This window comes from Martinezella rhizogenes (assembly GCF_000799715.1).
GTDB classification, from domain to species: domain Bacteria; phylum Pseudomonadota; class Alphaproteobacteria; order Rhizobiales; family Rhizobiaceae; genus Rhizobium; species Rhizobium rhizogenes_C.
Genome location: NZ_JUHG01000013.1, coordinates 1052743 through 1077102 on the forward strand (window position 1 = coordinate 1052743; position 24360 = coordinate 1077102).

At 60.0% G+C, this 24360-nt stretch carries 17 protein-coding genes; 12 read left to right on the forward strand and 5 right to left on the reverse strand.

Translation table 11 applies throughout. The annotated features are described in order from the left end of the window. Positions 1-82: 82 nt before the first annotated feature. On the reverse strand, positions 83-712 hold the full coding sequence (locus EX00_RS16775) for a TetR/AcrR family transcriptional regulator (RefSeq protein ID WP_047459917.1): 630 nt from the start codon (positions 710-712) through the stop codon (positions 83-85). A 128-nt stretch (positions 713-840) separates the two neighbouring features. On the opposite strand from EX00_RS16775, the gene EX00_RS16780 reads away from it, so the two are divergent. The 7 genes from EX00_RS16780 to EX00_RS16810 all read left to right on the forward strand — a co-directional run bounded on the left by EX00_RS16780 (position 841) and on the right by EX00_RS16810 (position 12327). Continuing rightward, complete coding sequence (locus EX00_RS16780; RefSeq protein WP_047459919.1) at positions 841-1920, forward strand: efflux RND transporter periplasmic adaptor subunit; 1080 nt, start codon at positions 841-843, stop codon at positions 1918-1920. Then, positions 1917-3002 carry an efflux RND transporter periplasmic adaptor subunit gene (locus EX00_RS16785; RefSeq protein WP_047459922.1) on the forward strand — a complete coding sequence of 362 codons (1086 nt, stop codon included), beginning with the start codon at positions 1917-1919 and terminating at the stop codon, positions 3000-3002. The genes EX00_RS16780 and EX00_RS16785 overlap by 4 nt, the downstream gene beginning before the upstream one ends. Further along, on the forward strand, positions 2999-6049 hold the full coding sequence (locus EX00_RS16790; RefSeq protein WP_047459924.1) for an efflux RND transporter permease subunit: 3051 nt from the start codon (positions 2999-3001) through the stop codon (positions 6047-6049). The genes EX00_RS16785 and EX00_RS16790 overlap by 4 nt, the downstream gene beginning before the upstream one ends. A gap of 263 nt (positions 6050-6312) precedes the next feature. Next, entirely contained in the window at positions 6313-8337 is a 2025-nt protein-coding gene (gene hflK, locus EX00_RS16795) for a protease modulator HflK (protein ID WP_080761264.1), read from the forward strand. Continuing rightward, entirely contained in the window at positions 8334-9344 is a 1011-nt protein-coding gene (gene hflC, locus EX00_RS16800; protein ID WP_047459929.1) for a protease modulator HflC, read from the forward strand. Before hflK (EX00_RS16795) ends, hflC begins: the two co-directional genes overlap by 4 nt. Before the next feature lie 2 nt (positions 9345-9346). Continuing rightward, complete coding sequence (gene hflK / locus EX00_RS16805) at positions 9347-10387, forward strand: protease modulator HflK (protein ID WP_047459931.1); 1041 nt, start codon at positions 9347-9349, stop codon at positions 10385-10387. Next, positions 10384-12327 (forward strand): heavy metal translocating P-type ATPase, encoded by a 1944-nt coding sequence (locus EX00_RS16810; RefSeq protein ID WP_047459934.1) that lies wholly within the window; start codon positions 10384-10386, stop codon positions 12325-12327. Before hflK (EX00_RS16805) ends, EX00_RS16810 begins: the two co-directional genes overlap by 4 nt. Positions 12328-12479: 152 nt before the next feature. On the opposite strand, the gene EX00_RS16815 is transcribed toward EX00_RS16810, so the two are convergent. The 3 genes from EX00_RS16815 to EX00_RS16825 all read right to left on the reverse strand — a co-directional run bounded on the left by EX00_RS16815 (position 12480) and on the right by EX00_RS16825 (position 16714). Further along, positions 12480-13829 (reverse strand): c-type cytochrome, encoded by a 1350-nt coding sequence (locus EX00_RS16815; RefSeq protein ID WP_047459937.1) that lies wholly within the window; start codon positions 13827-13829, stop codon positions 12480-12482. Between the two features lie 159 nt (positions 13830-13988). After that, entirely contained in the window at positions 13989-16256 is a 2268-nt protein-coding gene (locus EX00_RS16820) for a xanthine dehydrogenase family protein molybdopterin-binding subunit (protein WP_047459939.1), read from the reverse strand. Next, the gene (locus EX00_RS16825) at positions 16253-16714 is read right to left on the reverse strand and encodes a (2Fe-2S)-binding protein (protein ID WP_047459941.1); all 462 of its coding nucleotides are present in this window, start codon (positions 16712-16714) and stop codon (positions 16253-16255) included. Before EX00_RS16825 ends, EX00_RS16820 begins: the two co-directional genes overlap by 4 nt. 645 nt (positions 16715-17359) lie before the next feature. On the opposite strand from EX00_RS16825, the gene EX00_RS31110 reads away from it, so the two are divergent. From EX00_RS31110 to EX00_RS16850, 5 genes are all read left to right on the forward strand, one after another. Beyond that, positions 17360-18442, forward strand: coding sequence for a molybdopterin cofactor-binding domain-containing protein (locus EX00_RS31110; protein WP_202903726.1), 1083 nt, complete (start codon positions 17360-17362; stop codon positions 18440-18442). 586 nt (positions 18443-19028) lie between these two features. Further along, positions 19029-20255, forward strand: coding sequence for an ABC transporter substrate-binding protein (locus EX00_RS16835; RefSeq protein ID WP_234709030.1), 1227 nt, complete (start codon positions 19029-19031; stop codon positions 20253-20255). 87 nt (positions 20256-20342) lie between these two features. Next, on the forward strand, positions 20343-21209 hold the full coding sequence (locus EX00_RS16840) for a carbohydrate ABC transporter permease (RefSeq protein ID WP_047459947.1): 867 nt from the start codon (positions 20343-20345) through the stop codon (positions 21207-21209). Next, complete coding sequence (locus tag EX00_RS16845; RefSeq protein ID WP_047459951.1) at positions 21206-22117, forward strand: carbohydrate ABC transporter permease; 912 nt, start codon at positions 21206-21208, stop codon at positions 22115-22117. Before EX00_RS16840 ends, EX00_RS16845 begins: the two co-directional genes overlap by 4 nt. Positions 22118-22121: 4 nt before the next feature. Further along, the gene (locus EX00_RS16850) at positions 22122-23207 is read left to right on the forward strand and encodes an ABC transporter ATP-binding protein (RefSeq protein ID WP_047459954.1); all 1086 of its coding nucleotides are present in this window, start codon (positions 22122-22124) and stop codon (positions 23205-23207) included. A 31-nt stretch (positions 23208-23238) separates the two neighbouring features. On the opposite strand, the gene argE is transcribed toward EX00_RS16850, so the two are convergent. Then, positions 23239-24351, reverse strand: a complete 1113-nt coding sequence (gene argE / locus EX00_RS16855; RefSeq protein ID WP_047459957.1) for an acetylornithine deacetylase — start codon at positions 24349-24351, stop codon at positions 23239-23241. Positions 24352-24360 lie beyond the last annotated feature (9 nt).

Here is a 24360-nt window from a genome sequence, read left to right on the forward strand (position 1 = left end):
CGGCTAATCCAACGGACAGATGGGGCGGAATTCCGCCCCATCCATGGCCTCGCGGAACAATCAAGCTTTCGCGCAAGACGGTTCAGTCCCTCGCGATCAATCCGTTGAGAATGACATCCACATGCGCCTCGAAAAACGCCTCCACGTCCTGTGGCTTGCGATCGGCAAAGAGCATCTGCCATACGGACAGCATCATGGTCGCCCCTATGGCAGCATCCGGAATCTTGATTGCCGGCGCATTTCGAAATTCGCCGGCGGCAACACCTGCCTCAAGGATATCCCTTGCCGCTTCGATGAGAGGCTTGATGAATTCGTCATGGTTGCGGTCCACCACATGAGGGAACCGTGATCCTTCCGTGAGGACAAAGCGCAGAAGCTCTCTCGTATTCCGGTCCATCACGATACGATCGTAAAACAGGCGAATAAATGCCCTGATCCTTGAGGAATAGGGGCCGCTCAAGTTTTTCGCGCCAGCACTGACATCGGAAAACGGGACGGAGATATGGCGGATCATTTCGTCGAACAGCCGTTCCTTCGTCTCGAAATAGAAATAGATCGTCCCCTTGGTGACGCCGATACGCTTGGCGATGTCCTCGATGCGAGTCGCCACATAGCCACGCTCGACGAACTCCTCAAAGGCCGCTTCCAGTATCTCTTGAGGCCGCTGTGCTTTGCGCTGTGCCCGCTGTCCCAATTGCTTTTTCGCCGGCATGTGAGCTCCTCATTTTCTTAGAAAAATCTGATATAACAATCTAAATTGTAACAGATTATTTCATTGACTAGTCGGTCAGTCAATAATATTGGACATGCGCAACCGTAAAACCCGCGCTCGGGGGATGTATGAATAGATTGGCACCCATCATGGGGCTGCTCGCACTGACGCTGGCCCTATCGTCCTGCGATCAGAAGGACGCGCCCGCCGCACAGACGTCGCAAAACGTCAGGGCTATCGAGACAGCGTTCAGCAAACCCACCGCACAGACGACCGTGACCGGTGAAGTGAAGGCCCGCATCGAATCGGAACTTTCGTTTCGCGTCAGCGGCAGAATCATCGAGCGAAGCGTCGATGTCGGCGCCAAGGTCAAGGCAGGCGATCTTCTGGCGAAGATCGATGCCGAAGAGCAACGGGCCGATGTCGACGTTGCGACGGCAAGCCTTCAGGCGGCTGAAGCGCAGCTCACTCAGGCGCAGCTCGCCGAAACCCGCCAGGAAAGCCTCTTCAAGAACCAGGTGACCACCCGCGCCGCCTACGATTCGGCACACGAGACGCTTCTGACCGCTCAGGGGTCCGAAGAATCCGCAAAGGCCCAGCTCGAGACCGCCAGGGATGCGCTTTCCTATACGGAACTGCGCGCCGACGCGGACGGGATCATTACGGCGCGCAATGCCGAGGCCGGCCAGGTGGCCCAGGCGGCGCAGTCCATCTTCACGCTTGCCCATGACGGTCCGCGCGACGCGGTTTTCAACGTGTTCGAATCCCTGTTTCTGAAGGAGCAGCCTGACAAGCAGGTGGTCGTCACCCTGCTGTCCGGCGCTCCCAAGCAGGTAACCGCCACGATCAGAGAGATATCACCGACGATCGATGCCTCCACCGGCACCATAAAGGTCAAGGTCGGGCTGGATAATGGTGGGGACTTGCCGCTTGGCGCGGCTGTTGCCGGAACGTTCAGCAAGCCATCACCAGAAGCGATCCTTCTGCCGTGGAGTGCCATGGCATCGGCGGGCGGTCAGCCGGCGGTATGGGTCGTCGACCCCGCGACAAGTGAAGTCTCCTTGCGGAAAATTCAGGTCGCCGAATACGAAACCGGACAATTCGCGGTCAGCAGCGGACTGAAACCGCAAGAGATCGTCATCACCGAAGGCGGAAAATTTCTGCGCCCCGGCCAGCGCGTCGATCGCACCCAGGAGGCCGCGAAATGAAAAACGCCGTGATCGCAGCATCGCTGCTGCTGGCCATATCGGCACTGTCTTCCTGCGACAGCAAGCCCACCGATACCGAACAGAAGGTGCGGCCGGTTCTGTCGACCGTCATCAAGACAGAGCCGGTCGTCAGCCTGCAGCTGCCGGGCACGATCGAACCGAGGATCGAGACGGACCTCGGTTTCCGCGTCCTTGGGCGGGTCATCGCGCGCGACGTCAATGTCGGCGATCTCGTCACCAAGGGACAGGTGGTCGCCGCGATCGATCCGCTTTCGCTCGAACTTGCCGTCCGCAGCGCGCGCGCTGATCTTTCGAACAGCCAGGCGCAGTTGACCAATGCCTCAGCGTCGGAAGAACGCCAGCGTTCGCTTGCCGAATCCAGATCGGGCAGTGAAGCGGCGCTTGAAAGCGCCGAGCAGGCGCAGAAATCGGCCGCCGCCGCCGTCGCCAAGTCGCAAGCCAATCTGGCGAAGGCGGAAGAGCAGCTTGGCTATGCTCAGCTGAAAGCGGAATTCGACGGCGTCGTCACCGCAACCTCGGCGGAAGTCGGTCAGGTGGTCTCGGCGGGGCAGACCGTGCTCACCGTCGCGCGCCCCGATGTGCGCGAAGCGGTCATCGACATTCCCGAAGCAAGCCTCGATGGGCTGAAGCCGGGATCGCCATTCGAGATCGCCCTGCAGCTTGATCCGACCATCAGGGTCACCGGCATCGTGCGTGAAATCGCCCCTGAATCGGAGGCGACCACACGGACAAGACGGACAAGGATCACGCTCAGCAACCCGCCGGATGCTTTCCGCCTGGGGTCGATCATCACCGCAAGCGCCGTCGTCAACGGCGAACCCACCATCTCCCTGCCGTCGACCGCAATTCTGCTGCAGGACGGCAAGCCGAATGTCTGGGTGATCGACACGGAGAAAGCGACGGTCTCCCGCAAGCCGGTTACCCTGGACGGCTCCTTTTCCGATCCTGACCATGTGCGGATCCTCGACGGGCTCAAGATTGGTGACCGCGTCGCGATCGCGGGCGTTCATCATCTGACAGATGGCCAGAAGGTCAAACTTACGCAGGAGAACCAGCTTTGAAGACCTTCAACCTCTCCGACTGGGCACTCGAACATCGTTCGATGGTCTGGTATTTCATGATCGTCTTCATTCTCGCCGGCGTGTTTTCCTATATCGGGCTCGGCCGCGAAGAGGACCCTTCCTTCACCATCAAGACCATGGTCATCCAGGCACAATGGCCGGGCGCCTCCGCCGAGGAAGTCACCAAGCAGGTGACCGATCGCATTGAAAAGAAGCTGGAGGAGCTCGAGTCCCTCGATTACACCCGCAGTGAAACCGTTGCGGGGCAGACGACCATCTTCGTCGAGCTGCTTGCGACGACAAAAGCCAAGAATGTCGAAGCCACCTGGGTCCGCGTCCGCAACATGGTTGCGGACATCAAGGGCGATTTTCCGTCCGGCGTGGTGGGTCCGTTCTTCAACGACCGCTTCGGCGACGTCTATGGCAACATCTTTGCATTCACCAGCGACGGGCTCACCCAGAGGCAACTTCGCGATCGCGTCGAAGACGCACGCGCCAGAATCCTGACCGTTCCGAATGTCGGCAAGGTCGACATCATCGGCGCGCAGGACGAAGCCGTCTATCTGGAATTCTCGACCCGCAAGATCGCGGCGCTCGGCATCGACCGGTCCGCCATCATCTCGACGCTACAGGCGCAGAATGCCGTCACCCAGTCCGGTTTCGTGGAGGCAGGACCTGAGCGTATCGCGCTTAGAGTGGGCGGTCAGTTCTCTTCCGAGGAAAGCCTGCGGGCGATCAACTTGCGGGTCAACGACCGCTTCTTTCCGCTGACCGACGTCGCGACGATCAAGCGCGGCTATGTCGATCCGCCATCCTCGCTCTTCCGCGTCAACGGCGAGCCGGCGATCGGCCTTGCCATCGGCATGAAGCAGGGCGCCAACCTGCTCGAATTCGGGAAGGCCCTGGAAAAGAAGGTCGACGAGATCGTTGCGGACCTGCCGGTGGGCGTCGATGTTCACCGCGTCTCGGACCAGCCGGCCGTGGTCGACGAGGCCGTCTCCGGCTTTACGCGCGCCCTCTTCGAAGCCATTGCCATCGTGCTTGCGATCAGCTTCATCAGCCTTGGACTGAGGGCCGGTCTTGTCGTCGCGATATCCATCCCACTCGTCCTTGCCATTACGTTCGTGGTGATGGCTTATTCCGGCATCTCGCTACAGCGCATCTCGCTTGGCGCCCTGATCATTGCGCTTGGCTTGCTGGTCGACGACGCCATGATCGCGGTCGAAATGATGGTTGCGCGTCTGGAGGTCGGCGACGACCTGCGCAAAGCTGCCACCTATGTCTACACCTCGACGGCATTCCCGATGCTCACCGGCACGCTCGTCACGGTCGCAGGCTTCATTCCAATCGGCCTCAACGATAGCGCGGCCGGCGAGTTCACCTTCACTCTCTTCGTCGTCATCGCGGTGTCGCTGCTCGTCTCATGGATTGTGGCGGTTCTCTTCACCCCACTGCTGGGGGTGACGATCCTGCCCAAGACCATGAAGAAGCATCACGACAAAAAGGGCTGGTTCGCCTCGCTGTTTTCGCGGCTATTGACGACAGCGATGCGGTTCCGATGGATAACCATTGCCCTGACCGTCTTTGCCTTTGCCCTCTCCATTGTCGGCATGGGCTACGTGCAGCAGCAATTCTTCCCATCATCGGACCGGCCGGAGCTCATCGTCGACTGGAACCTGCCGCATAATAGCTCGATTACAGAAACGAACCGGCAAATGGCCCAGTTCGAACGTGAGAAGCTTGCGAACAACCCGGGCATCGATCACTGGACCACCTATGTCGGACAGGGCGCGCCGCGCTTCATCCTGTCGTTCGACGTGCAGACGCCGGACGTGACCTTCGGCCAGACGGTCATCGTCACGAAGAGCCTGGAGGTGCGCGACAAGGTGCGGGCGGAACTTCAGGACTATCTCAACAAGACCTTCCCGGGCACGGATGCCTTCGTAAAGCTGCTCGACATCGGCCCGCCGGTCGGCAAGCCTGTCCAATACCGGATAAGCGGTCCGGACATCCAGAAGGTCCGCGGCATAGCCCAGGACTTTGCCGGCGTCATGGGCAGCAATCCGTCGCTGACCGGCATCATCTTCGACTGGAACGAGCCGGCGCGCGTCGTCAAGATCGATGTGCTCCAGGACAAGGCACGCCAGCTGGGTGTCTCATCCGAGGACATCGCCACCGCGCTCAACAGCATCGTCGAAGGATCGTCCACGACCCAGATCCGCGACAACATCTACCTGATCGACGTGATCGGGCGTGCCCAGACGGCGGAGCGCGGTTCCATCGAAACGCTCCAGAACCTGCAATTGCCGGCTTCGAACGGAAAAGCGGTCCCCCTGTCTGCCGTGGCGACCTTCCGCTACGAGCTGGAGCAGCCGACCATCTGGCGTCGCGCGCGTATCCCGACGATTACGGTCAAGGCTGGCGTGATCGGAGCGATCCAACCGGCAACGGTCGTCAGCCAGCTCGACGCCAAGGTCGAGCAGTTCGAAAAGACATTGCCGGTCGGCTATTCGATCGTCGTTGGCGGCGCCGTCGAGGAAAGTGCCAAGGCACAGGGACCGATCGCCGCCGTCGCGCCAATGATGCTGTTCGTGATGGCGACGATCCTGATGATCCAGCTGCAAAGCTTCAGCCGGCTGTTCCTGGTCTTCGCGGTCGCTCCCACAGCCCTCATCGGTGTGGTGGTCGCCCTGTTGATGAGCAACGCGCCACTCGGCTTCGTTGCGATATTGGGCGTGCTGGCATTGATCGGCATCCTGATCCGAAACTCGGTCATCCTCGTGGTGCAGATCGAGCATCTGCGGGAAACGGGGGTCAGTGCTTGGCAGGCAGTAATCGAGGCAACCGAACACCGCATGCGGCCGATCATGCTGACGGCTGCCGCCGCCACGCTCGCCCTGATCCCGATTTCGCGAGAAGTGTTCTGGGGACCGATGGCCTATGCCATGATGGGTGGCATCGTCGTCGGCACGGTCCTGACGCTATTGTTCCTGCCCGCCCTTTACGTGGCATGGTTCCGGATACCGCGGGAAACGGCCAAGGTGTAAACTGGTTCGGAACGCTGACCGCGCTGAAAAGCCCGACACCGAAGTTATTAGCAAAATCAGCTTGTCTATGAGGTCACGACCGACGCCGGTCGTGACCTCATAGACCCTACGCTTAGCTATGGAGCAGTGGCACGGCAGTATCAAAGCGAGGCCTTGCAGATAAGAGAGCGATACGTAATAACGTATCGCCACACCCTACTCATGATGCTGGCGAGAATGGATATAGACCTTTCTTTAAAGCTGCATGGAAGAGCGCATAAAGCATGGCAACGCCAAAAATGAGTTCCGACAATAGACATCAGCTTCCTGAGATCAAAGACCGAGCAAATTTCCAGCTTGCGGCGGTTCAAGCCCATGACCTCGCAAGCCAGGGCGTCTATGTGTCGATTTTCGCGGTCCTGCTTCTGCTCTGTGCTCTGATTGCAAATATGTTCAGCCTCAACGCGATCTGGATCGCGTTCTTCTGCAATAACGCGGCCGCACTTATCCTGTTTGGGACCGGGCTCCGATCCGCCCACGACGTCGCGCGGTGGCGACGAGAGCAGGCCGGCCTTGCCGGCATCCCGCTTGGAAGGTCAATGCAATGGTTGATTGCCTTGCTGGCGTCGCCGTGGTCGTCACAGGAAACGCATGAGCCGGATCGGGTTGAGCGCTGGACCGGGAGAGCATTCCTCACCGGGCAGTCGCTGCTGTCGCGCATCGGCGCCCGCGCGCTCGTGGTCTTTGGCCTCGCCCTCTTCGCATGTTTGATCGTCTATGCCGGCTGGAGCCTGAAGGCAGACGAGATAGTGATCGGGACGATGACCTTTCTCATCATTGCGGTCTGTCTGGCTTTCGGCTTTCTTCTGCTGGTGACGGAAAGGCGGCTCGCCGCGATCGATGCGATAGAATGGCCCGAGGCAAAAGCAATTTCGCACCTGGCGCGCGTGCCCATTTTCGTGCTCGTCCTGTCTTGCTTCTGCCTGTTTTTGAGCACGCGCGGGTCCGGGCTCTCCATCAAGCTTCTGGCGGCGCTGGGAGGCTTTGTCGCGCTGGTCGGAATTGAGTTCCTGATCCGCGCGATCGCCTCCATGTTCCGTCCGCAAAACGACAGCCGCGAGCCGGCACTGATCGCCACAAGCCTTGTCGCAGGTGCTCTTCAGTGGCCGCCCCAGCCATTGGTCGGCATTCAATCGGAATTGCGGACCAGGCATGGCATCGATCTTCGGCAGATCTGGGCCTTTTCGTTCATTCGAAAGGCCGCGCCGGCCATCATTCTCGGAACGCTGCTTCTAGGCTGGCTGTTGAGCGGCGTGCATGAAATTCCGATGACCGGCCGGGGCGTATACGAGCGGTTCGGCAAGGCCGAGGGCATCCTGCATTCCGGCCTTCACATCGGTCTTCCATGGCCGTTCGGCCGTGTCATTCCCGTCGAGAACGGCAGCGTGCACGAGCTGGCAACCGCCGTCAGCACGAGCGACAATGGCGAACCGCTAGCCGACGCCGAGGGGCCAGCGCCGGAAAGTGCGAACCGGCTGTGGGATGCTTCGCATATCAGCGAGAAATCGCAAATCATCGCCAGTGGCAATGGCGGCGAGCAAAGCTTTCAGATCGTCAACATGGACGTGCGCTTCGTCTACCGCATCGGCCTTTCGGATCAGGCGGCGATGAAGGCGGCCTATCGAGTCGCCGATCTGCCAGCCCTGATCGAAAGCACCGCAAACCGCGTGCTGGTCCATGATTTTGCCAGGAGAACGCTCAACGATGTCTTGAGCGAAGGCCGGTTGTCGCTTGCAAACGATATCGCCTCCGCCGTCCAGAAGAACATGGATGAGCTGGACAGCGGCGTGGAAATTCTGGCGGTCGTCGTCGAGGCCATCCACCCGCCCGCCGGCGCGGCCAATGCCTTTCACGGCGTCCAGGCGGCGCAGATCAGCGCCGAGGCACTGGTTGCGCGCGAGCGGGGAATGGCAGCCGAGCAGACGAACGAGGCGCAATTGAATGCCAGCCTCCAGCAGGACAATGCGACGGCGACCGCAAGGGAAGGCATTGCGGCTTCGGAAGTCGCAAAACTGCGCTTCCAGGCCGAACAATCCGCCTTCCACGAGGCGGGACAGGCATTTCTGACAGAGGAATATTTCAATCAACTGACGATGGGATTATCCCATTCAAAGGCTCTCGTCCTTGATCACCGCATCGGTGGAAGCATCGCTCCGACCCTCGATCTCCGGAGCATGACTTTGCCGGTCGATCCCTACACAAGTGCCGAACCTAGCACCCCATACCAAAGCGAAGAAACCGGCCCATGACTGACGCGCACGCCCATTTGGGCTCGGACCATCACGAGCACGATCATCATCATTCTCACGGCGATGATCACAACGAGACGATGCCCTTTCGGTGGTCTCGCCTGATCGTCGCGATGATCGTCGTCGCCATCATTCTGGTCGCCGCCTGTCTCGTCCAGGTGAGATCGGGAGCTGCGACCATCATCACCAGGTTTGGCAATCCGGCTCGCGTTCTGATCGATCCCGGTCTCGCTCTCCGGCTGCCCATTCCCCTGGAGAAAACCATCGACGTCGATCTGCGCGCCAAATCGACGTCCAGCGGCCTGCAGGATGTCGGAACCAAGGATGGGCTGCGGATCATCGCGCAGGCCTATGCGATCTGGCAGGTCCCGCCCGACCCGGATGCCATCAAGCGCTTCGTCCGGTCGGTTCAGAACCAGCCGGACCAGGCGGCCGCTCAGATCCGTACGTTCCTCGGGTCGTCGCTGGAAACCACGGCCAGCAATTTCGACCTGTCGTCACTGATCAATCCCGATCCGGACAAACTTCGGATCGATGCGCTGGAGGAGCAGCTCAAAGCCCAGATCGCGCAGCAATTGTTCGATACCTATGGCTTGCAGGTTGTCGATGTCGGCATCGAACGCCTGACCCTGCCCTCCGTGACCCTAAACGCCACTGTCGACCGCATGCGGGCCGAGCGTGAGACGATCGCCACCGAACGTGCGGCGGTCGGCAAGCGCCAGGCCGCGGAAATCCGCTCCGCAGCCGAACGGGACGCACGAGTGCTGCAGGCGGACGCGACCGTGAAGGCCGCCAATATAGAAGCTAAATCCCGTGTCGAGGCAGCACAGATCTATGGAACGGCCTATAAGAGCGCGCCGGAACTTTACGAACTGCTCCGCTCCCTCGACACGCTCGGCACCATCGTCAATTCCAATACCCGCCTTGTTCTGCGCACCGATGCCGCACCTTTCCGGGCACTGGTCGATGGACCGCCCAGCGCCGCATCGGCTGGCGGAGCACATTAGAGATGGATGCGGTCGGGGATAGGAATTCGACGGCGCAACATCAGGCTGTTCGTCTGGTGTCCATGCTGCTGTCAGCGGTCATGGTGCTTGCGGCCGCCGGCTGGGCAACATCGAATATCAGGGAGATCGCACCACAAAATCGGGCCGTCGTCTTTCGCCTGGGCGCCTTGAACCGGGTGCAGGAATCCGGCCTGCTGTGGGCCCTGCCCGCGCCGTTCGAGAAGGTCTTGCTTCTGCCCGACGCCGCAACGGTTCTGGAACGCCGGATCGATGGATTGCTTCGTTCGCCAGCCGCGCAGACCGGCGGGGCCGAGGCTGAGATAGAAAGCGATACCCTGGCGGGATCAGGATATCTTTTGACCGCCGACGCCAGTGTCGTTCAGCTCGACATCCGCGTGTTTTATCGGGTGACCGACCCATTCGCCTATGCCCTGCAACAGGACCATATCCTTCCCGCGCTCGACCGCCTTGTGACCCGTAGCGCCGTCGTGATCTGCGCTTCCCGCGATCTGGACAGCATTCTGGTGGCGCGCCCGGAGCTGGTCTCCGCCGACAGCGATGTCGCCGAACGCCGCGAGCGCTTGCGCGCCGACCTTGTGAACAGCATCAACGCCAGCCTAGGCGCACTGAAAGCGAAGGGCATGGGTCTCGGGATCGAGATCGACCGCGCCGACGTTCAATCCGCACTTCCGGTGGCAGCCGTGAGCGCCTTCGATGGAGTGCTGACGGCAAGCCAGCAGGCAGAGCAGGCGATTGCGTCGGCACAGAACGATGCGGAGAAGGACAGACAAGCCGCCGATCAGGAAGCCGACCGGATCGTGCAGGTGGCGGAAGCCCAATCCAGCGAACGTCTGGCAAAGGCGCGCACTGACACGGCCACCGTCACCGGCTTTGCGAGCGCGCAAAGCTCCGATAGCGATCCCGGTCTCCTCTGGCGCCTCTATCGCGATCGCGTTGCCAAAATCCTGTCGCAGGCAGGCTCGGTGGTCACGGTCGACCCCAGGGACGATGCGCGCCTCATTCTACAGGGAGCCGATAAATGAGTGTCGCGACCGATCATTCGCACGGCTCCCATGGCCACACGCACCACCATGGCCATATACTCAGCGCCGGCCTGCTGACCGCCAACGAAAAGCAGGCGGCGGCCGTTCAGCTCACTCTCGCCATGATCGCCTTGAGCCTACTTGCGCTTGGCATCGCCTGGCGCTGGCTTGCGCCGGATGAAGAGGGCGTCAGCCAGCTTCTGCTGGCGGCGGCCTCGCTGATCGTCGCGGTTCCGGTCATCCGCTCCGGTTGGCATAGTCTGCGTCATCCAAGCCTGCATGGCATCACCGATCAATTGATCGCCCTTGCAATGCTGGCCGCCTGGGCGACAGGCGACCTGCTGACCGCCGCCCTCCTCCCGATCATCATGATATTCGGCCATGTGCTGGAAGAGCGCAGCGTCATCGGATCGAAAGAAGCGATGGAGGCGCTGGCGCGTCTGACGCACAGCCACGCACGGCTGATCACGCCGGATGGCTCGACGCGTGAAGTCGACAATGCCGCGCTGAAACCGGGCGACCTGGTGGAGGTGAGAGCGGGAGACCGCATTCCCGCCGATGGTCGTATCAGGGTGGGACAAGCAAGCCTCGATACCGCGCCGATCACCGGCGAATCCGTGCCTCTCGAAGTCTCCGCCGGCATGGAGGTCTTCGGCGGCGCGATCAATCTGGACGGCCGCCTCGAGATCGAGGTGACCCGAACCGGCGAGGAGTCGACGCTTGGAAAAGTCATCGCGCTGATGCAGCGCGCGGAAAACTCAAAGCCGCCGATCACCCGGCTCTTGGAGCGCTACGCCCAGCAATATCTGGGCTTCGTGCTGACGATCGCGGCCATCGCCTGGTTCCTCACCTACAATGACCAGATCATGCTTGCGATCCTGGTCGCGGCCTGCCCCTGCGCCCTGGTTCTGTCAGCGCCGGCAACGGCGATTGCCGGTATCGCGGTCGCCGCACGCCACGGCATCCTCATCCGCAGCTCGGCATTTCTCGAAGAGCTGGCCGATCTGACCTCCCTGGTCATCGACAAGACCGGCACCCTCACTTTCGGCCGGCTTCGGCTGCAGGAGGTCAGGCTGACGGGCAATACGGACCAGGAAACCGTTCTGGCCTTGGCGGCATCACTGGGGGCTGCCAGCAGCCATCCGGTCAGCCGGGCGCTCGCCTCGCTCGTCACCCACGATGCCTATCACCCGCTGACAGGCATCCGGGAACTTCAAGGACTGGGCGTGGTTGCGGGCACGGCAACCGGCGAGGTGGCCCTTGGACGCCCCGAACTGTTCGAACGCCTGTCCGTCACCATTCCCTCGGTTCCCGCGCATGACGGTCCGCTCGCCGGCATTTCCATCGGCGGAGAGTTTGTCGCCTGGCTTCTGCTGTCGGACACGGTCAAGCCGGAAGCGGCGGTTGCGATGACGGAGCTGCGGGCGCTCGGGCTCAACCGGCAGCTTCTGCTCACCGGCGACCGCCAATCGGTCGCGCATGCCCTGGCGCGCGAAATCGGCATAACCGATGTCGCGGCTGAGGCTCTGCCCGCCGACAAGCTGAAACGCGTGCTGAACGAGACGAAGAGCGGCTTCAAACCTCTGGTCGTCGGCGACGGGATCAACGACTCGCTCGCCCTTAAGGCCGGTGCCGTCGGGATTGCCATGGGCGCTAGCGGTGCCGATATCGCGCTTGCCTCCTCGGACATCATCCTGATCGGCAGCGATCTGCGACGGCTCGGCACATGCATCCGCCTCAGCAGGCTTTGCCGCCGGACATTGAAAACCAACGTCATCATCGGCCTTGGCTGGACTGTTGCGATCATTGGACTTGCTAGCCTGGGCTTCCTTGGAATGGCGGGAGCCGTCATTGCAGCGCTTCTCCACAATGTCAGTACCTTGCTCGTCCTAGCAAATGCGGGCCGGATCCTGCGATATGAAGAGCCGTTTGCGATTTAACGAAGCAGTTCGGAATGAACCGCGCCGGGTTTGGCAAAGTATCCACTGGAGAAAATCAAGACGATCGGCGACGCCCACATGGTCGCCGCCGGATTGCCGGATTCTATCGAGGTTGTCGTTCAATTTTCAAAACGCGGCGGTTTCTCGATAAGTCACCGCATCTGCAGGATGATTGGAGTGCTGCTTGCAGGATCGGTATGTTCGCGCAGAGCCCGGACTTGGTCGGGACTGACAGGCCCGCCATGGTTGCCCCATGTCGAGCGGACATAGGAGAGGACATCGGCGACCTGCTCGTCGGAAAGCTGCTCGCGGAAAGGCGGCATGCGGTAGGCATCGGGGATGCCTGCGGTGACCACGCGGCCCGATCCATTCAGCGTCACATTGATCTGCGAGGCGTTTTCCTGGGCTAGCGACGAGGCTGCACCGGCCAGTGGCGGTATCCACTGGTTTCGGCCCTTGCCGTCATTGCCATGACAGAAGCCGCATTTGGCCGCAAATGTCTGTGCACCGGCCGCATTGCGTTGTTCGGTTGACGAGGCGCTGACCAATGTCGCCGGCTGATATTGCCAGGGAGTGCCATCGCGCGTGGGGTCCCCCGGCAGTGATTTCAGATAATGGCTGATGGCGCGCAGATCATCGTCGGTCATGAACTGGGTGGAGTTGTTGTAGGCCTCGGTCATCGAGCCGAAGACGACGGCGTGCTGGTTCCTGCCGTTCTTCAGGAACTGGTAGATATCGTCCTCGCTCCAGCGGCCAAGCCCGGTATTGTGATCCTGACGAAGGCTTGGCGCATACCAGCCATCCAGGAGAGCCCCGGCGAGATAGAGCGGACTGCTTTCGTCCAGGGCCTTTTCATTCATGGTCAGGCTGCGTGGGGTGTGACAGCTGCCGCAATGGCCGGCTGCCTGGACGAGGTAGGCGCCACGGTTCCACACCGCATCTCCCGACGTCTTCTCGACATAGGTAGCCTTGTCGGTAAAGACGGCATTCCAAAGAGCCAGCGGCCACCGCATGTTCAGCGGCCACTTGATGTCCGACTCCCTGTTTGGTTGATTGACGGGCGTCACACCAGTCATGAAGAATGCGTAGAGCGCGCGAATGTCGTCATCATTCATCTTCACGTAGGATGGATACGGCATGGCCGGATAGAGCCGGCGGCCATCGGGCGTAACGCCGTGCCGAACCGCCCGATCGAAATCGGCCAATGTATAGTTGCCAATGCCGGTTTCCTTGTCAGGCGTTATGTTCGTCGCGAATATCGAGCCCAATGGCGTTCCCATTTCCAGGCCGCCGGCAAAAGGTTTGCCGTTTGGCAGGCTGTGACAGGCAACGCAGTCAGCCTGGCGGGCGACATATTCGCCGCGCTGCGCGAGCTCTGGCGAAGGCGCTTGAGCTGCCGCCGTCTGGTCGAAGGGAGAAGACGGCTTGTGCGTGACAAACCACGCCAAGCCACCGGCAGCGATAATGACGATCAAGAGGAGAACCAGGAGCGCTTTCTTCAAGGACAATCCATCCTGTTTGTTTGTTGCTTTTTGGCTTTGACTTGTATCGCTTCAACGAGCGCACGCCCCTTCAGTCTTGCGCAGTTTCCCGAAGACAAGGCGTCTCGCCGTTCGAGGCGATGGGAAACCAGGCAAAGCAGGGCGGCCCCGCATGACGACCTAGCTTTCAAACGTATACTGAGAAAGCGGCATGCTGCGGATCCTCTGCCCCGTCAATGTGGAGACCGCATTGGCGACGGCCGGAGGAACGGCGGGAAGCCCCGGTTCTCCTATGCCGCCCATCTGCGCACCGCTCTCGACGATGCGCGTATGCACACGCGCCATTCGATCAGGCGGCAGGATGGGATAAAGATCGTAGTTGCGGGCAATCGGCTCGCCATTTTTGTAAATAGCCTCCTCCATCAGGACCTGGGAGAGGCCGAGCGCCGTTGCCGAATTGATCTGGGCTTCAATAATCGCCGGATTGACGATGCTGCCAGGGTCGATCGCTTCCCAGACATCATGGACGACGACCTCTCCCTTTCGTATCGAAACCTCTGCGATGGCTGCCGTGTGGCTGCCGAAGGGTGATGCCATTGCCACTCCTCGCGCTCTGCGTGAACCGTCGTCAGCTGTGAAAGGCCCCCTCTTCCAGCCTCCAGAAAGGTCTCCGACCGCCTTGAGCAGGTTGGTCAATCGCTCGTTACCTTGCAGAAGCCGCAGGCGCAGCTCGAACGGGTCCTGTTTTCCCTTGTCCGCCAATTCGTCCAGGAAGGACTCGTAGAGGAAATCGTTCATGGAATTGCCGACGGATCGCCAGTAAGCGAGCATTGTCGGGTTTTCCACGTAGATCTGCGCGATGCGGCGATTGGGAATGGCATAGGCTTTGCCCGTCAATCCTTCCACCGCCGTCTCGTCGATCTTGTCGGCGCTATGGCCGGAGATCCCTTCGGTCGGCCCTTCGCAAACGGTAATCGCCTCAAGCGCAACGGGCATGCCCTTGTCGTCGAGTGCTCCTCGGAAGCGAACCGCTGCCATCGGGCGCAGCGGATCGCGCAGGAATTCCTCCTCCCGGCTCCAGATCAGCTTGACCGGGCGGCCGACTTCCTTGGCAAGCTGAATGGCCTGGGGATAGGGATTGGCTGCCGCATACAGGAAATGGCGGCCGAAAAAGCCACCCAGCAGCGGGCTGTGAATGTTGACCTTCGACGGGTCGAGGCCGGTCAGCTTGGCGATCGCCGCCTGGAACATTTCAGGGGCCTGATTGGGTATCCAAAGCTCCAGTGTTCCATCATCGTTGAACCGGGCCAGCGCCGACGGCGGCTCCAGCTGCGCATGATGAACATACTGGCTGTGATAGGTGGCGGACACGACTGTCTTAGCGCTGGCCAAAACGCCCGTAGCATCGCCTTCCTTCTCCGCCTCCTTCCCATCCCCAGCCTCGTTGGCGAGACGCTGGCTAAAGGCAGCGGTGGAAAAATCCGCTGGCATATTGCGCACGCCGGGTATGAGTGGCTGCGCGCCCGGTTCATTCCAATCGACTTGCAGCGCTTCCACCGCGCGCTTGGCGTTCCACCATCTCTCCGCGACGACCGCAACGGCGCCGGGCAGCCGATGGACCGAATGCACGCCGGCCATGGCCTTGACTTCGGTTTCATTGCGGATGCTGCCGACTGACAGGCCCAGGCGTGGCGCATGCTGAACGGCGGCATGCAGCATGCCATCGACCTTGCAATCGATGGCATAGATGGCCCTGCCCGTGGACTTATCGAGAACATCGAGCCGTTTCACAGGCTTGCCGATCCAGCGAAACTGGCTGCGCTCCTTGAGCGTCACACTTTCCGCAGCCGGCACGGGAAGGCTCATCGCATCCGTGGCAACATCGCCATAGGCAAGCTTGCGGCCGGATGCGGCATGGATGACCTGGCCAGGCTCGGTTGTCAGCTCACCGACTGGAACATTCAGGCGCGTTGCGGCTGCCTCAAGGATCATGGCACGCGCAAGGGCACCCAGTCGGCGCATCGTATCATAGCTCATCCTCACGGACATGCTGCCGCCGGTAATGCGCATCTTGCCGCCCACGACCAGATAATCCGAGCCCGTCGGCGCATTTTCCACGATGAACGAGCTTGGGTCCATGTCGAGTTCTTCACCAACGATCTGTGCCATCGCCGTAAAAACGCCCTGGCCACCTTCGACGAACGGGCTCATGAAACGCACGGTATTATCAGGCCGAATTTCAAGAAACGCGGGAACCCGCGTGCCCGGCGCCATCGTGCTTGCGGCCTGCTGTGCCCGCGCGGTGCCGACCGGTATTCCGAAACCAAGCACAAGAGCACCCGCCGTCGTTCCCGCGGCGCCGAGAAGAAAGCCCCGGCGGGAAATGTTGACTGGCGCTCCAGTGGGAAATTCGCTTTCCAAGGCGAGTTTGCGGTCGATCTCGTTCATAGCGTTTCCACCTTCTGGCCAGAGAGTTCCTGGACGGCAGCCTTGATCGAGTTGTAGGTTCCGCAACGACAGAGGTTGATCATCGCAGCCGCGATATCCTCTTCAGACGGTTTGGCCGTCTGCTTGAGCAGTGCCGTCGCCGCCATGACCTGGCCCGACTGACAGTAGCCACATTGGGGAACCTGGTGCGCGACCCAGGCGGCAACGACCTTCTTGCCGACGGGATCATTTTCGATCGCTTCGATCGTGGTGATATTTCGACCCACCACGCTCTCCACCGGCGTCACACAGGATCGAACGATTTCGCCGTCAACCAAGACAGAACAGGCACCGCATTGCGCCAGACCGCAGCCATATTTGGTACCGGTCAGTCCGAGCTCATCACGGATCACCCAAAGAAGCGGCGTGTCATCACCGGACTCGACCTGATAGGTCTGACTGTTGATTTGAAGTTTCATGGCTCTTCCTCGAGATTTGACGCGGCAATGAACGCAAACGTTATATTAGTAGTGGCTGTCCAGATTATCCGATCAATTATCGGTGACCGCAAAAATTCATCCGGATCCGGCTAAATAAACCCATTGAGCGTACCGATACTGTAATCTCTTTTCCTGCCCACCGTTGCGAAACCCGACCCGATATTCGCTCGCGAGGTAACGGGCAGACACGCAGCAGCGTCTTGATCCCACGACGTTCGTCCATGGCCCTATAGCCTTCGGCGTCGTTGTCGATGGGGGACGTCTTGAACTCAGGCGAGCGCTTTTTCACCACCGCTCAAGCCCCAAGCCCAATCAAGCCCAATTGAGAGACCACGATAGAAAGGATCACATCATGCCGCGACCTGCATGCGGACATTACCAGACAGATTTGCCCCCACCAAAGCTGACCCTCAGCGGACTGGCAGCTTTCGGAAAATCGCGAGCGCGGCCTCAACGGCCGAAACAAAGGCGCGTTGCAATCGGACAGCTTCAGACCCCGTCCCGGTCGCTAGTCAGCTCTAAAGCAGCCGTTGGGTCGAATGGGTAAGAGGCGACCTTTATACGTTTTTCTAACTAGAAGAGAATCTGTACACTACGGCTCTTGAAGGTGCAGGAGAACTCGATTTGCAAACTTCATTTGGTAGGCAGCGACAGAATTCCGCGCGCGCTGAGAAATCATATCGAGAATTCCTCCTGCACCCATCGAGTGTATCAACCCTCGACGATCGTTGCGACCATCGATACGGCGATGAGCGTCGCAGATACGACCCCAATACGAGCAGCAGCGGTGCGTCTACCGGCACACCCTATAGCGCGGAGGCTGTCAAACGTACATGCGAGCAGCTGAGGCAGCAGCTGCATGAATTTGGATATCAACTGCTCAAGGATAACGGAAACGAATGGTGTAGGGACAATGGCGTCGATTTCTGGAACTACGGCCAGGACGGCTGGAATACAACGGCGAAGACTTCGCAAGGGAACAAATTGATCTGGCAGAACCTCATCAATTTGGCATATGTGAACCGGCTGCCGCTGACCGCCACGTTCAACGCCAATATCGAACATGGCGAGTTCGACATGCCTGTTCTATGGTTCAAACAGCCGGGGGAGCAGCACGATATCCCCGGGATTACAAGAGCCGGCGTTTCCACCGTTACCGACGTGCAGAACCAATTCGTCGGCTTTACCTATTCTGCCGCCTGTTCGGTGGTCGAGGTGGACATCCTGACCGGCGAGACAACGATCCTGCGTTCTGACCTCGTCTATGACGTTGGCTGGAGCCTTAATCCTGCGCTTGATGTCGGACAGGTCGAAGGCGCCTTCGTCCAGGGGGGCGGCTTCCTGCTAACCGAAAACCTCGTGACCCAGATGGACGACACGGGGCCGAATGAAAAAAGCCACCTGAACACCACCAACACCTGGCGCTATAAAATCCCGGCTCATGTCACCATCCCTCTCGAGTTCAACGTGTCGCTTTTCCCACGAAACGATCCATCCGTGGTCAACATTCCCCCGGACGACCAGGGGGTCTTTTCCGCCAAGGAAGTGGGAGAGCCGCCTCTGGTGCTGGCAAACTCGGTGTTCTTCGCGATCAAGGATCGCCATCAGGGCATCGAGAGTGGAACGCAAGCACAGCGCGCTCTTCAATCTGCGCGCACCGGCAACAGTGCAGGAGGTGCGAAACGCCTGCGATGTTGTGTGGACTGAACTGGCAAGTTAATGGTCCTGGCCGGTGGAACATTTTGCGCCATTGGCCTGTCGCCACACAGGACAACACAGTGCTGACCTTCGTCCGCTGGATCAACCAGCGATGTCCCAGGAAGCCATCGTGTATAACCTCTCCTTTCTAGAGGGATCCTCCAATACCATATTGCGCCTCCATTGAGGGATGGCGCCAAGGCAATCCTCAACTATGGAGGCTCCAACTTTCAACCCTGACGAGATTTCCTGCGACGCCGCGAAATGGCCACTTTGAAGGGAGCCGAACCGCAGACCCGCCAAAACGGATGTCGGTTTATGGATTATCTCACATTTTCTCGCATAGACGGCGATGCCTTCATCGTATTTCGTTCCCTTCACAGCCCGGAAAAATCATCGGAAAACTTCAATCAAAACGGCCCAGTTTGAAGGGGTCAGATCAGGGCACGTCAATCGGAGCAAACTCGTCTCAACCAGTTCACAGAGTAAATCGGTTTTAGCGACGCAATGGCACATAAAATCAAAATTGCAATTTGACAGGTGACAAAATTAAGTCGGTCCTGGAAATGAAACCAATAAGGGGACCACAATGGGAATGAAATTGTCACTGGCCGGAGCGAGCACCGCAATCGGCTTGCTGCTCTCCACCCAGGCCTTCGCGCAGACCGCCGAAGTCATGCACTATTGGACGAGCGGCAGCGAAGCAGCCGCCATTAAGGTCATCGCCGATGGTGTTGCCAAGAAGGGTGGCACCTGGAAGGACAGTCCGGTCACCGGCTACGAGGCTGCACGCGCGGCCGTGCTCAGCCGCCTTGCCGGTGGCGACGCGCCAACCTCGATGGTCGTCGACCTTGGCGAGATCCAGCCGTTGGTCGCGGAAGGCGTCCTGGCACCGATCGACGATATAGCTTCCACCAAGGGCTGGCAGACATTCTTTCCCAAGCTGGTCGTCGACAAGGCCAGCGTCGATGGCCACCTTTATGCTGTTCCGATCGATATCGGCACTGCCAACTGGATGTGGTATTCGACCAAGGTCATGGCCGATGTCGGCATCAAGCCGCCAGCAACCTGGGACGAATTCTTCGCGGACGCCGACAAGATCAAAGCGAAGGGCTACGTGCCGCTCGCCTTCGGCGGTCAAGCCTGGCAGGAAGCCCTTGTTTTCCGCTCAATCATGATCGCGACCGGCGGCAACGCCTTTTACGGCGACGTCTACACCAAGCATGATGTCGCCGCCGCCGGCGGCCCGCTGATGGTCAAGTCCTTCGAAACCTTCGGCAAACTGCGTGCCTATGTCGACGAAGGCAACGTCAACCGCAACTGGAACGATGCCACCAACATGGTCATTACCGGCAAGGCGGCCATGCAGATCATGGGCGATTGGGCCAAGGGCGAATTCCAGGCCGCCGGCCTGACGCCAGGCAAGGAATATGGCTGCGAACTCGCGCCCGGCACCCATAATACTTTGAACATCGTCTCCGACACCTTCGTCTTTCCCGTCGGCGACAAACCGGAGCAGGTTGCAGCCCGCAAGCTGCTGGTTGACGTGATGATTTCGCCGGAAACCCAGGTCGCTTTTAACACCGTCAAGGGCGCTCTGCCGCCGCGTCTCGACGCCAACCTTTCCTCCGCCGACATCTGCACGCAGAAGGCTGCGGCACTGCTCAAGGACCCGGCCAACCTCGCGCCGAATGCGGAACTGTCGTTCAGCAGCGAGACGGTCGGCGCCATCAAGGATCTGGTCACCCAGTTCTGGAGCAACCCCTCCATGTCTGCGGCCGATGCTGCCAAGCAGTATGCCGATATCGTTGCACGAAACTAAGTCCTGCCGTTAGTGTTTCCCTGCCCCGGCGCCATGCGCCGGGGCAGTTTCACAAGGTGGTTGCGATGTCGATGAACGGGGCAAGCAATGTCTAAAAAGAACCTGGCTGCCAAACTGACGCTGTTGCCGAGCGTGGTGGTCATCGCCGTATGCTTCTACGGCACGATCCTCTGGACGCTTTATATTTCGCTCACGCATTCGACGATGATGCCAAACTACAAGTTCTATGGGTTCGGCCAATATGTAACGCTGCTCTCCATGCCGCGCTGGCATGTCGCCTTCGCCAACATGCTGATCTTTGGGAGCCTCTTCATCGCCGGCGCGCTGGTGATCGGCACGACGCTGGCGGCGCTGCTCGATCGGAACGTGAAGGCCGAGGGCCTTTTCCGCGTCTTCTTTCTCTACCCGCTTTCCATGTCCTTCGTCGTCACGGGTCTTGCCTGGCAATGGCTTTTGAACCCAACGACGGGCATTCAATCCCTGGTGCGCAGCTTTGGATGGGAAAGCTTCGAATTCAACTGGCTGGCAAGCCCGGACAAGGCAATCTACGCCGTGTCGATTGCCGCGATCTGGCAATCCTCGGGCCTCGTCATGGCGATCATGCTGGCCGGCTTGCGCGGCGTCGACAGCGATATCTGGCGGGCGGCCAAGATCGACGGCATTCCCGTCTGGCGCTCCTATGTCAGCATCGTGCTGCCAATTCTTCGCCCGCTGATTCTCACCTGCGTCATCTTGCTCGCAACTGCCGTCGTCAAAAGCTACGACCTCGTCGTTGCCATGACCGGCGGCGGGCCTGGGATCAGCACGGACGTGCCAGGCAAGTTCGTGGTCGACCTGCTGTTCCAGCGCGCCAACATCAGCACGGCCGCGGCGGCCGCGATCCTGATGCTCCTGTCCGTGATCTGCGCGCTTTCCCCTTACGTCTACATCGAGCTCAAAAGGCAGAAACGATGACCCAGACTTCTCTCGCCCAGTCCAACGGATCGCCGGTCCAGACGACGCCGCGGATCAGTAAGATGAAGCCCGGCCGCATTCTGCTCTACGCCATCCTGACGCTGGCGTTGGTCTATTACGCGATCCCGCTGCTGCTGGTAGTCTCGACATCGCTGAAGACCTCGGAGGAAATCCGCGTCGGAACAATCTTCACCCTGCCGCAGAGCCTCAATTTTGATGCCTGGACAAAGGCCTGGCTGACCGCCTGCACCGGTATCGAGTGCAACGGCATTCACGGCAATTTCTGGAATTCCGTCCAGATCGTCGTGCCGAGCGTGATCTTTTCCATCCTGTTCGGCGCGTTGACCGGCTTTGCCCTCTCGCAATGGCAGTCGAAGCTGAGCCGCGTGATGTTGCTGTCACTGATGCTGGGGGCCTTCATTCCCTATCAGGTCATTCTCTATCCGCTGGTGCGGATCTTCAGCAGCGTTGGTCTCTACGGCACGCTGCCTGGCATCGTCCTGATCCACATCATATTCGGCCTGCCCTATATGGCGCTGCTGTTCTTCAACTTCTATCAAGGCGTGCCGCCGGAGCTCTCCAAGGCCGCGAAGATGGATGGCGCCGGCTTCTTCACGATCTTCTTCCAGATCATGCTGCCGATGTCGGTGAATGTGCTTGTCGTTGCCATCATCATGCAGGCAACCGGCATCTGGAACGACTTCCTGCTGGGCCTGATCTTTGCCGGACGAGATCACCTGCCGATTACCGTGCAGCTTAACAACATCGTCAATACAACGACCGGCGTCAAAGAATACAATGTGAACATGGCAGCGACCTTCCTCACCGCTCTGCCGCCTCTGCTCATCTACATTGTTTCCGGACGTTATTTTGCGCGCGGCCTCGCCGCCGGCGCAGTGAAGGGCTAACGCAATGACACAAATCTCCGTTATCGACGCGAACAAGTCCTTCGGACCGCAGCACATTCTTCGTGACATCAATCTTTCTGTTGCCAGCGGCGAATTCATCGTCCTGCTCGGCTCTTCCGGCTGCGGAAAGTCGACACTGCTGAACGTCATTGCCGGACTGGAAGATCTGGACACGGGCAAGATCATCGCCGGTGAGCAGGATGTGACCAATGTGGATTCCAGCCGCCGTAACATGGCGATGGTTTTCCAGTCCTACGCCCTTTATCCGACCATGACGGTGCGCAAGAACCTTGCCTTCGGCTTGCGCGTGAACAAGGTGGCAAAGGCCGAGATCACCAAGCGTGTCGAATGGGCGGCCAACCTGTTGCAGCTCACCGACTTCCTGGACCGACGTCCCTCGCAGCTGTCCGGTGGCCAGCGCCAGCGTGTAGCGATCGGCCGGGCGCTGGTGCGCCGCAGCCCGATCTGCCTGTTCGACGAACCGCTGTCCAACCTCGATGCCAAGCTGCGCACCGAAATGCGGCTGGAGATCAAGAAGCTGCACCAGGAGCTGCGCAGTACCATTGTCTATGTTACCCATGACCAGATCGAAGCGATGACCCTGGCGACCCGCGTCGCCGTCATGAAGAGCGGCAAGATCGAGCAATATGCCTCGCCGGACGAGCTCTATGAAAAGCCCGAGACGCTGTTTGTCGCCGGCTTCGTCGGCTCACCCGGCATGAACCTGTTGTCCGGCCGCATCCGCATTCAGGATGGCAAGGCGATGGCTGCCGTCGGTGACCATTTGCTGCCGATCGATGCCTATCCCTTTCGTAAGGCGCCGGTCGATAGCCAGGAAATCGTGCTCGGATTGCGTCCGGAAGACATCCAGCTTGCCGACGATCTGACCAAGCTGCCGACGATCTCGGCACCGCTGACCTTCATCGAGCCAATGGGCGCCGATACCCTCGTCTGGTTCGCGCTCGGAGATCAGAAGCTCTCCGTCAGGCTGCCCGCGGCGAAGGCACGCGGACTGAAAGAGACCGTTCGGCTGGCCTTCGACCCGGCCGTTGCATCGATCTTCTCGAAGGAAAGCGAACAGCGGCTGTAGTCAGCCGCGTTCGCCTGAGCGATTGCCTTGTCTATTCGCAAAGCTTCTCTATTAGCCGGCTCAGCATCAGGTCGCACCGTTGCAGCTCAGCAGCCTCGATATACTCATCCGGCTGATGGCCCTGCTCCATATTGCCCGGACCAAGCACCACCGTTTCCGCGCCCAGTCTCGTGGCGAACAGGCCGGCTTCGGTGCCGAACGATACTTTGGTCGTCGGCGCGTCGTCGAGCAGTCGCTTTGCAAAGGAAACAGCATGGCTGTCGGCTGACGTTGCAAGCCCCGGATAGGCATTGCGCACCTCGATTTTGGTGGATGGCCCGGCCTGTTCGCGAATGCGACCGATGATCTCGTCGACTCTATCTTCCGCGAGATGGCGGATCTCGAAATCGACCAGCGCGTTTTCGGCAACGATATTCAGCACCTCACCGCCGGCAATCTTGCCGGCATGGACTGTTGTGTAGGGAATGTCGTAGCCGGGGTCGGTCGCTCCAGCCTCGGCAATATGGTCCTGCACCTGCCGGAGCACGCTGACGAAATCGCAGGCGAGATGGATGGCATTGACAAAGCGGGGTGCAAGCGAGGAGTGTCCCGCTTGGCCGCGAAAATGCGCGCGGGCAGCCGTCTTACCCTTGTGGCCAACGGCAATCTGCATGGAGGTCGGTTCGCCGACGATGCAGAGCGACGCTTTGAAGCGCTCGGCCGCCAGCGCATCGATCAACGACCTTACACCGACGCAGCCAATCTCCTCGTCGTGGGAAAAGGCGATGTGCAGCGGCCGCTTCAGCGCCTTGGCATCGATCCCGTCGACAGCCGCCATGACGCTGGCGAGAAAGCCCTTCATGTCGGTGGTGCCCCGGCCATGGAGACGCGTGCCTTGGCGCAACAGCTTGAAAGGGTCGCTGGTCCAGCTCTGCGTTGCGACCGGCACGACATCGGTATGGCCGGACAGAAGAATCCCGTCATCCCGTTTCGGGCCCATGGTGGCGAACAGGTTGGCCTTGTCGCCGCGCTCATTGCCGATGATGCGGCATTCGAAGCCCCTATCCGCGAGATAGCCACGGATGAAATCGATGAGCGGCAGATTGCTGTCGGCGCTGATGGTGGGAAAGGCAACGAGGCGTTCGAGCAGATCGAGCGTAGTCAAGGGACACTC

Bases quoted from the DNA above. Each gene is read 5' to 3' on its own strand.
- EX00_RS16775 (WP_047459917.1), bottom strand. From the start codon at position 712: ATGCCGGCGAAAAAGCAATTGGGACAGCGGGCACAGCGCAAAGCACAG.
- EX00_RS16780 (WP_047459919.1), top strand. From the start codon at position 841: ATGAATAGATTGGCACCCATCATGGGGCTGCTCGCACTGACGCTGGCC.
- EX00_RS16785 (WP_047459922.1), top strand. From the start codon at position 1,917: ATGAAAAACGCCGTGATCGCAGCATCGCTGCTGCTGGCCATATCGGCA.
- hflK (WP_080761264.1), top strand. From the start codon at position 6,313: ATGGCAACGCCAAAAATGAGTTCCGACAATAGACATCAGCTTCCTGAG.
- hflC (WP_047459929.1), top strand. From the start codon at position 8,334: ATGACTGACGCGCACGCCCATTTGGGCTCGGACCATCACGAGCACGAT.
- hflK (WP_047459931.1), top strand. From the start codon at position 9,347: ATGGATGCGGTCGGGGATAGGAATTCGACGGCGCAACATCAGGCTGTT.
- EX00_RS16810 (WP_047459934.1), top strand. From the start codon at position 10,384: ATGAGTGTCGCGACCGATCATTCGCACGGCTCCCATGGCCACACGCAC.
- EX00_RS16820 (WP_047459939.1), bottom strand. From the start codon at position 16,256: ATGAACGAGATCGACCGCAAACTCGCCTTGGAAAGCGAATTTCCCACT.
- EX00_RS16825 (WP_047459941.1), bottom strand. From the start codon at position 16,714: ATGAAACTTCAAATCAACAGTCAGACCTATCAGGTCGAGTCCGGTGAT.
- EX00_RS16835 (WP_234709030.1), top strand. From the start codon at position 19,029: ATGAAATTGTCACTGGCCGGAGCGAGCACCGCAATCGGCTTGCTGCTC.
- EX00_RS16840 (WP_047459947.1), top strand. From the start codon at position 20,343: ATGTCTAAAAAGAACCTGGCTGCCAAACTGACGCTGTTGCCGAGCGTG.
- EX00_RS16845 (WP_047459951.1), top strand. From the start codon at position 21,206: ATGACCCAGACTTCTCTCGCCCAGTCCAACGGATCGCCGGTCCAGACG.
- EX00_RS16850 (WP_047459954.1), top strand. From the start codon at position 22,122: ATGACACAAATCTCCGTTATCGACGCGAACAAGTCCTTCGGACCGCAG.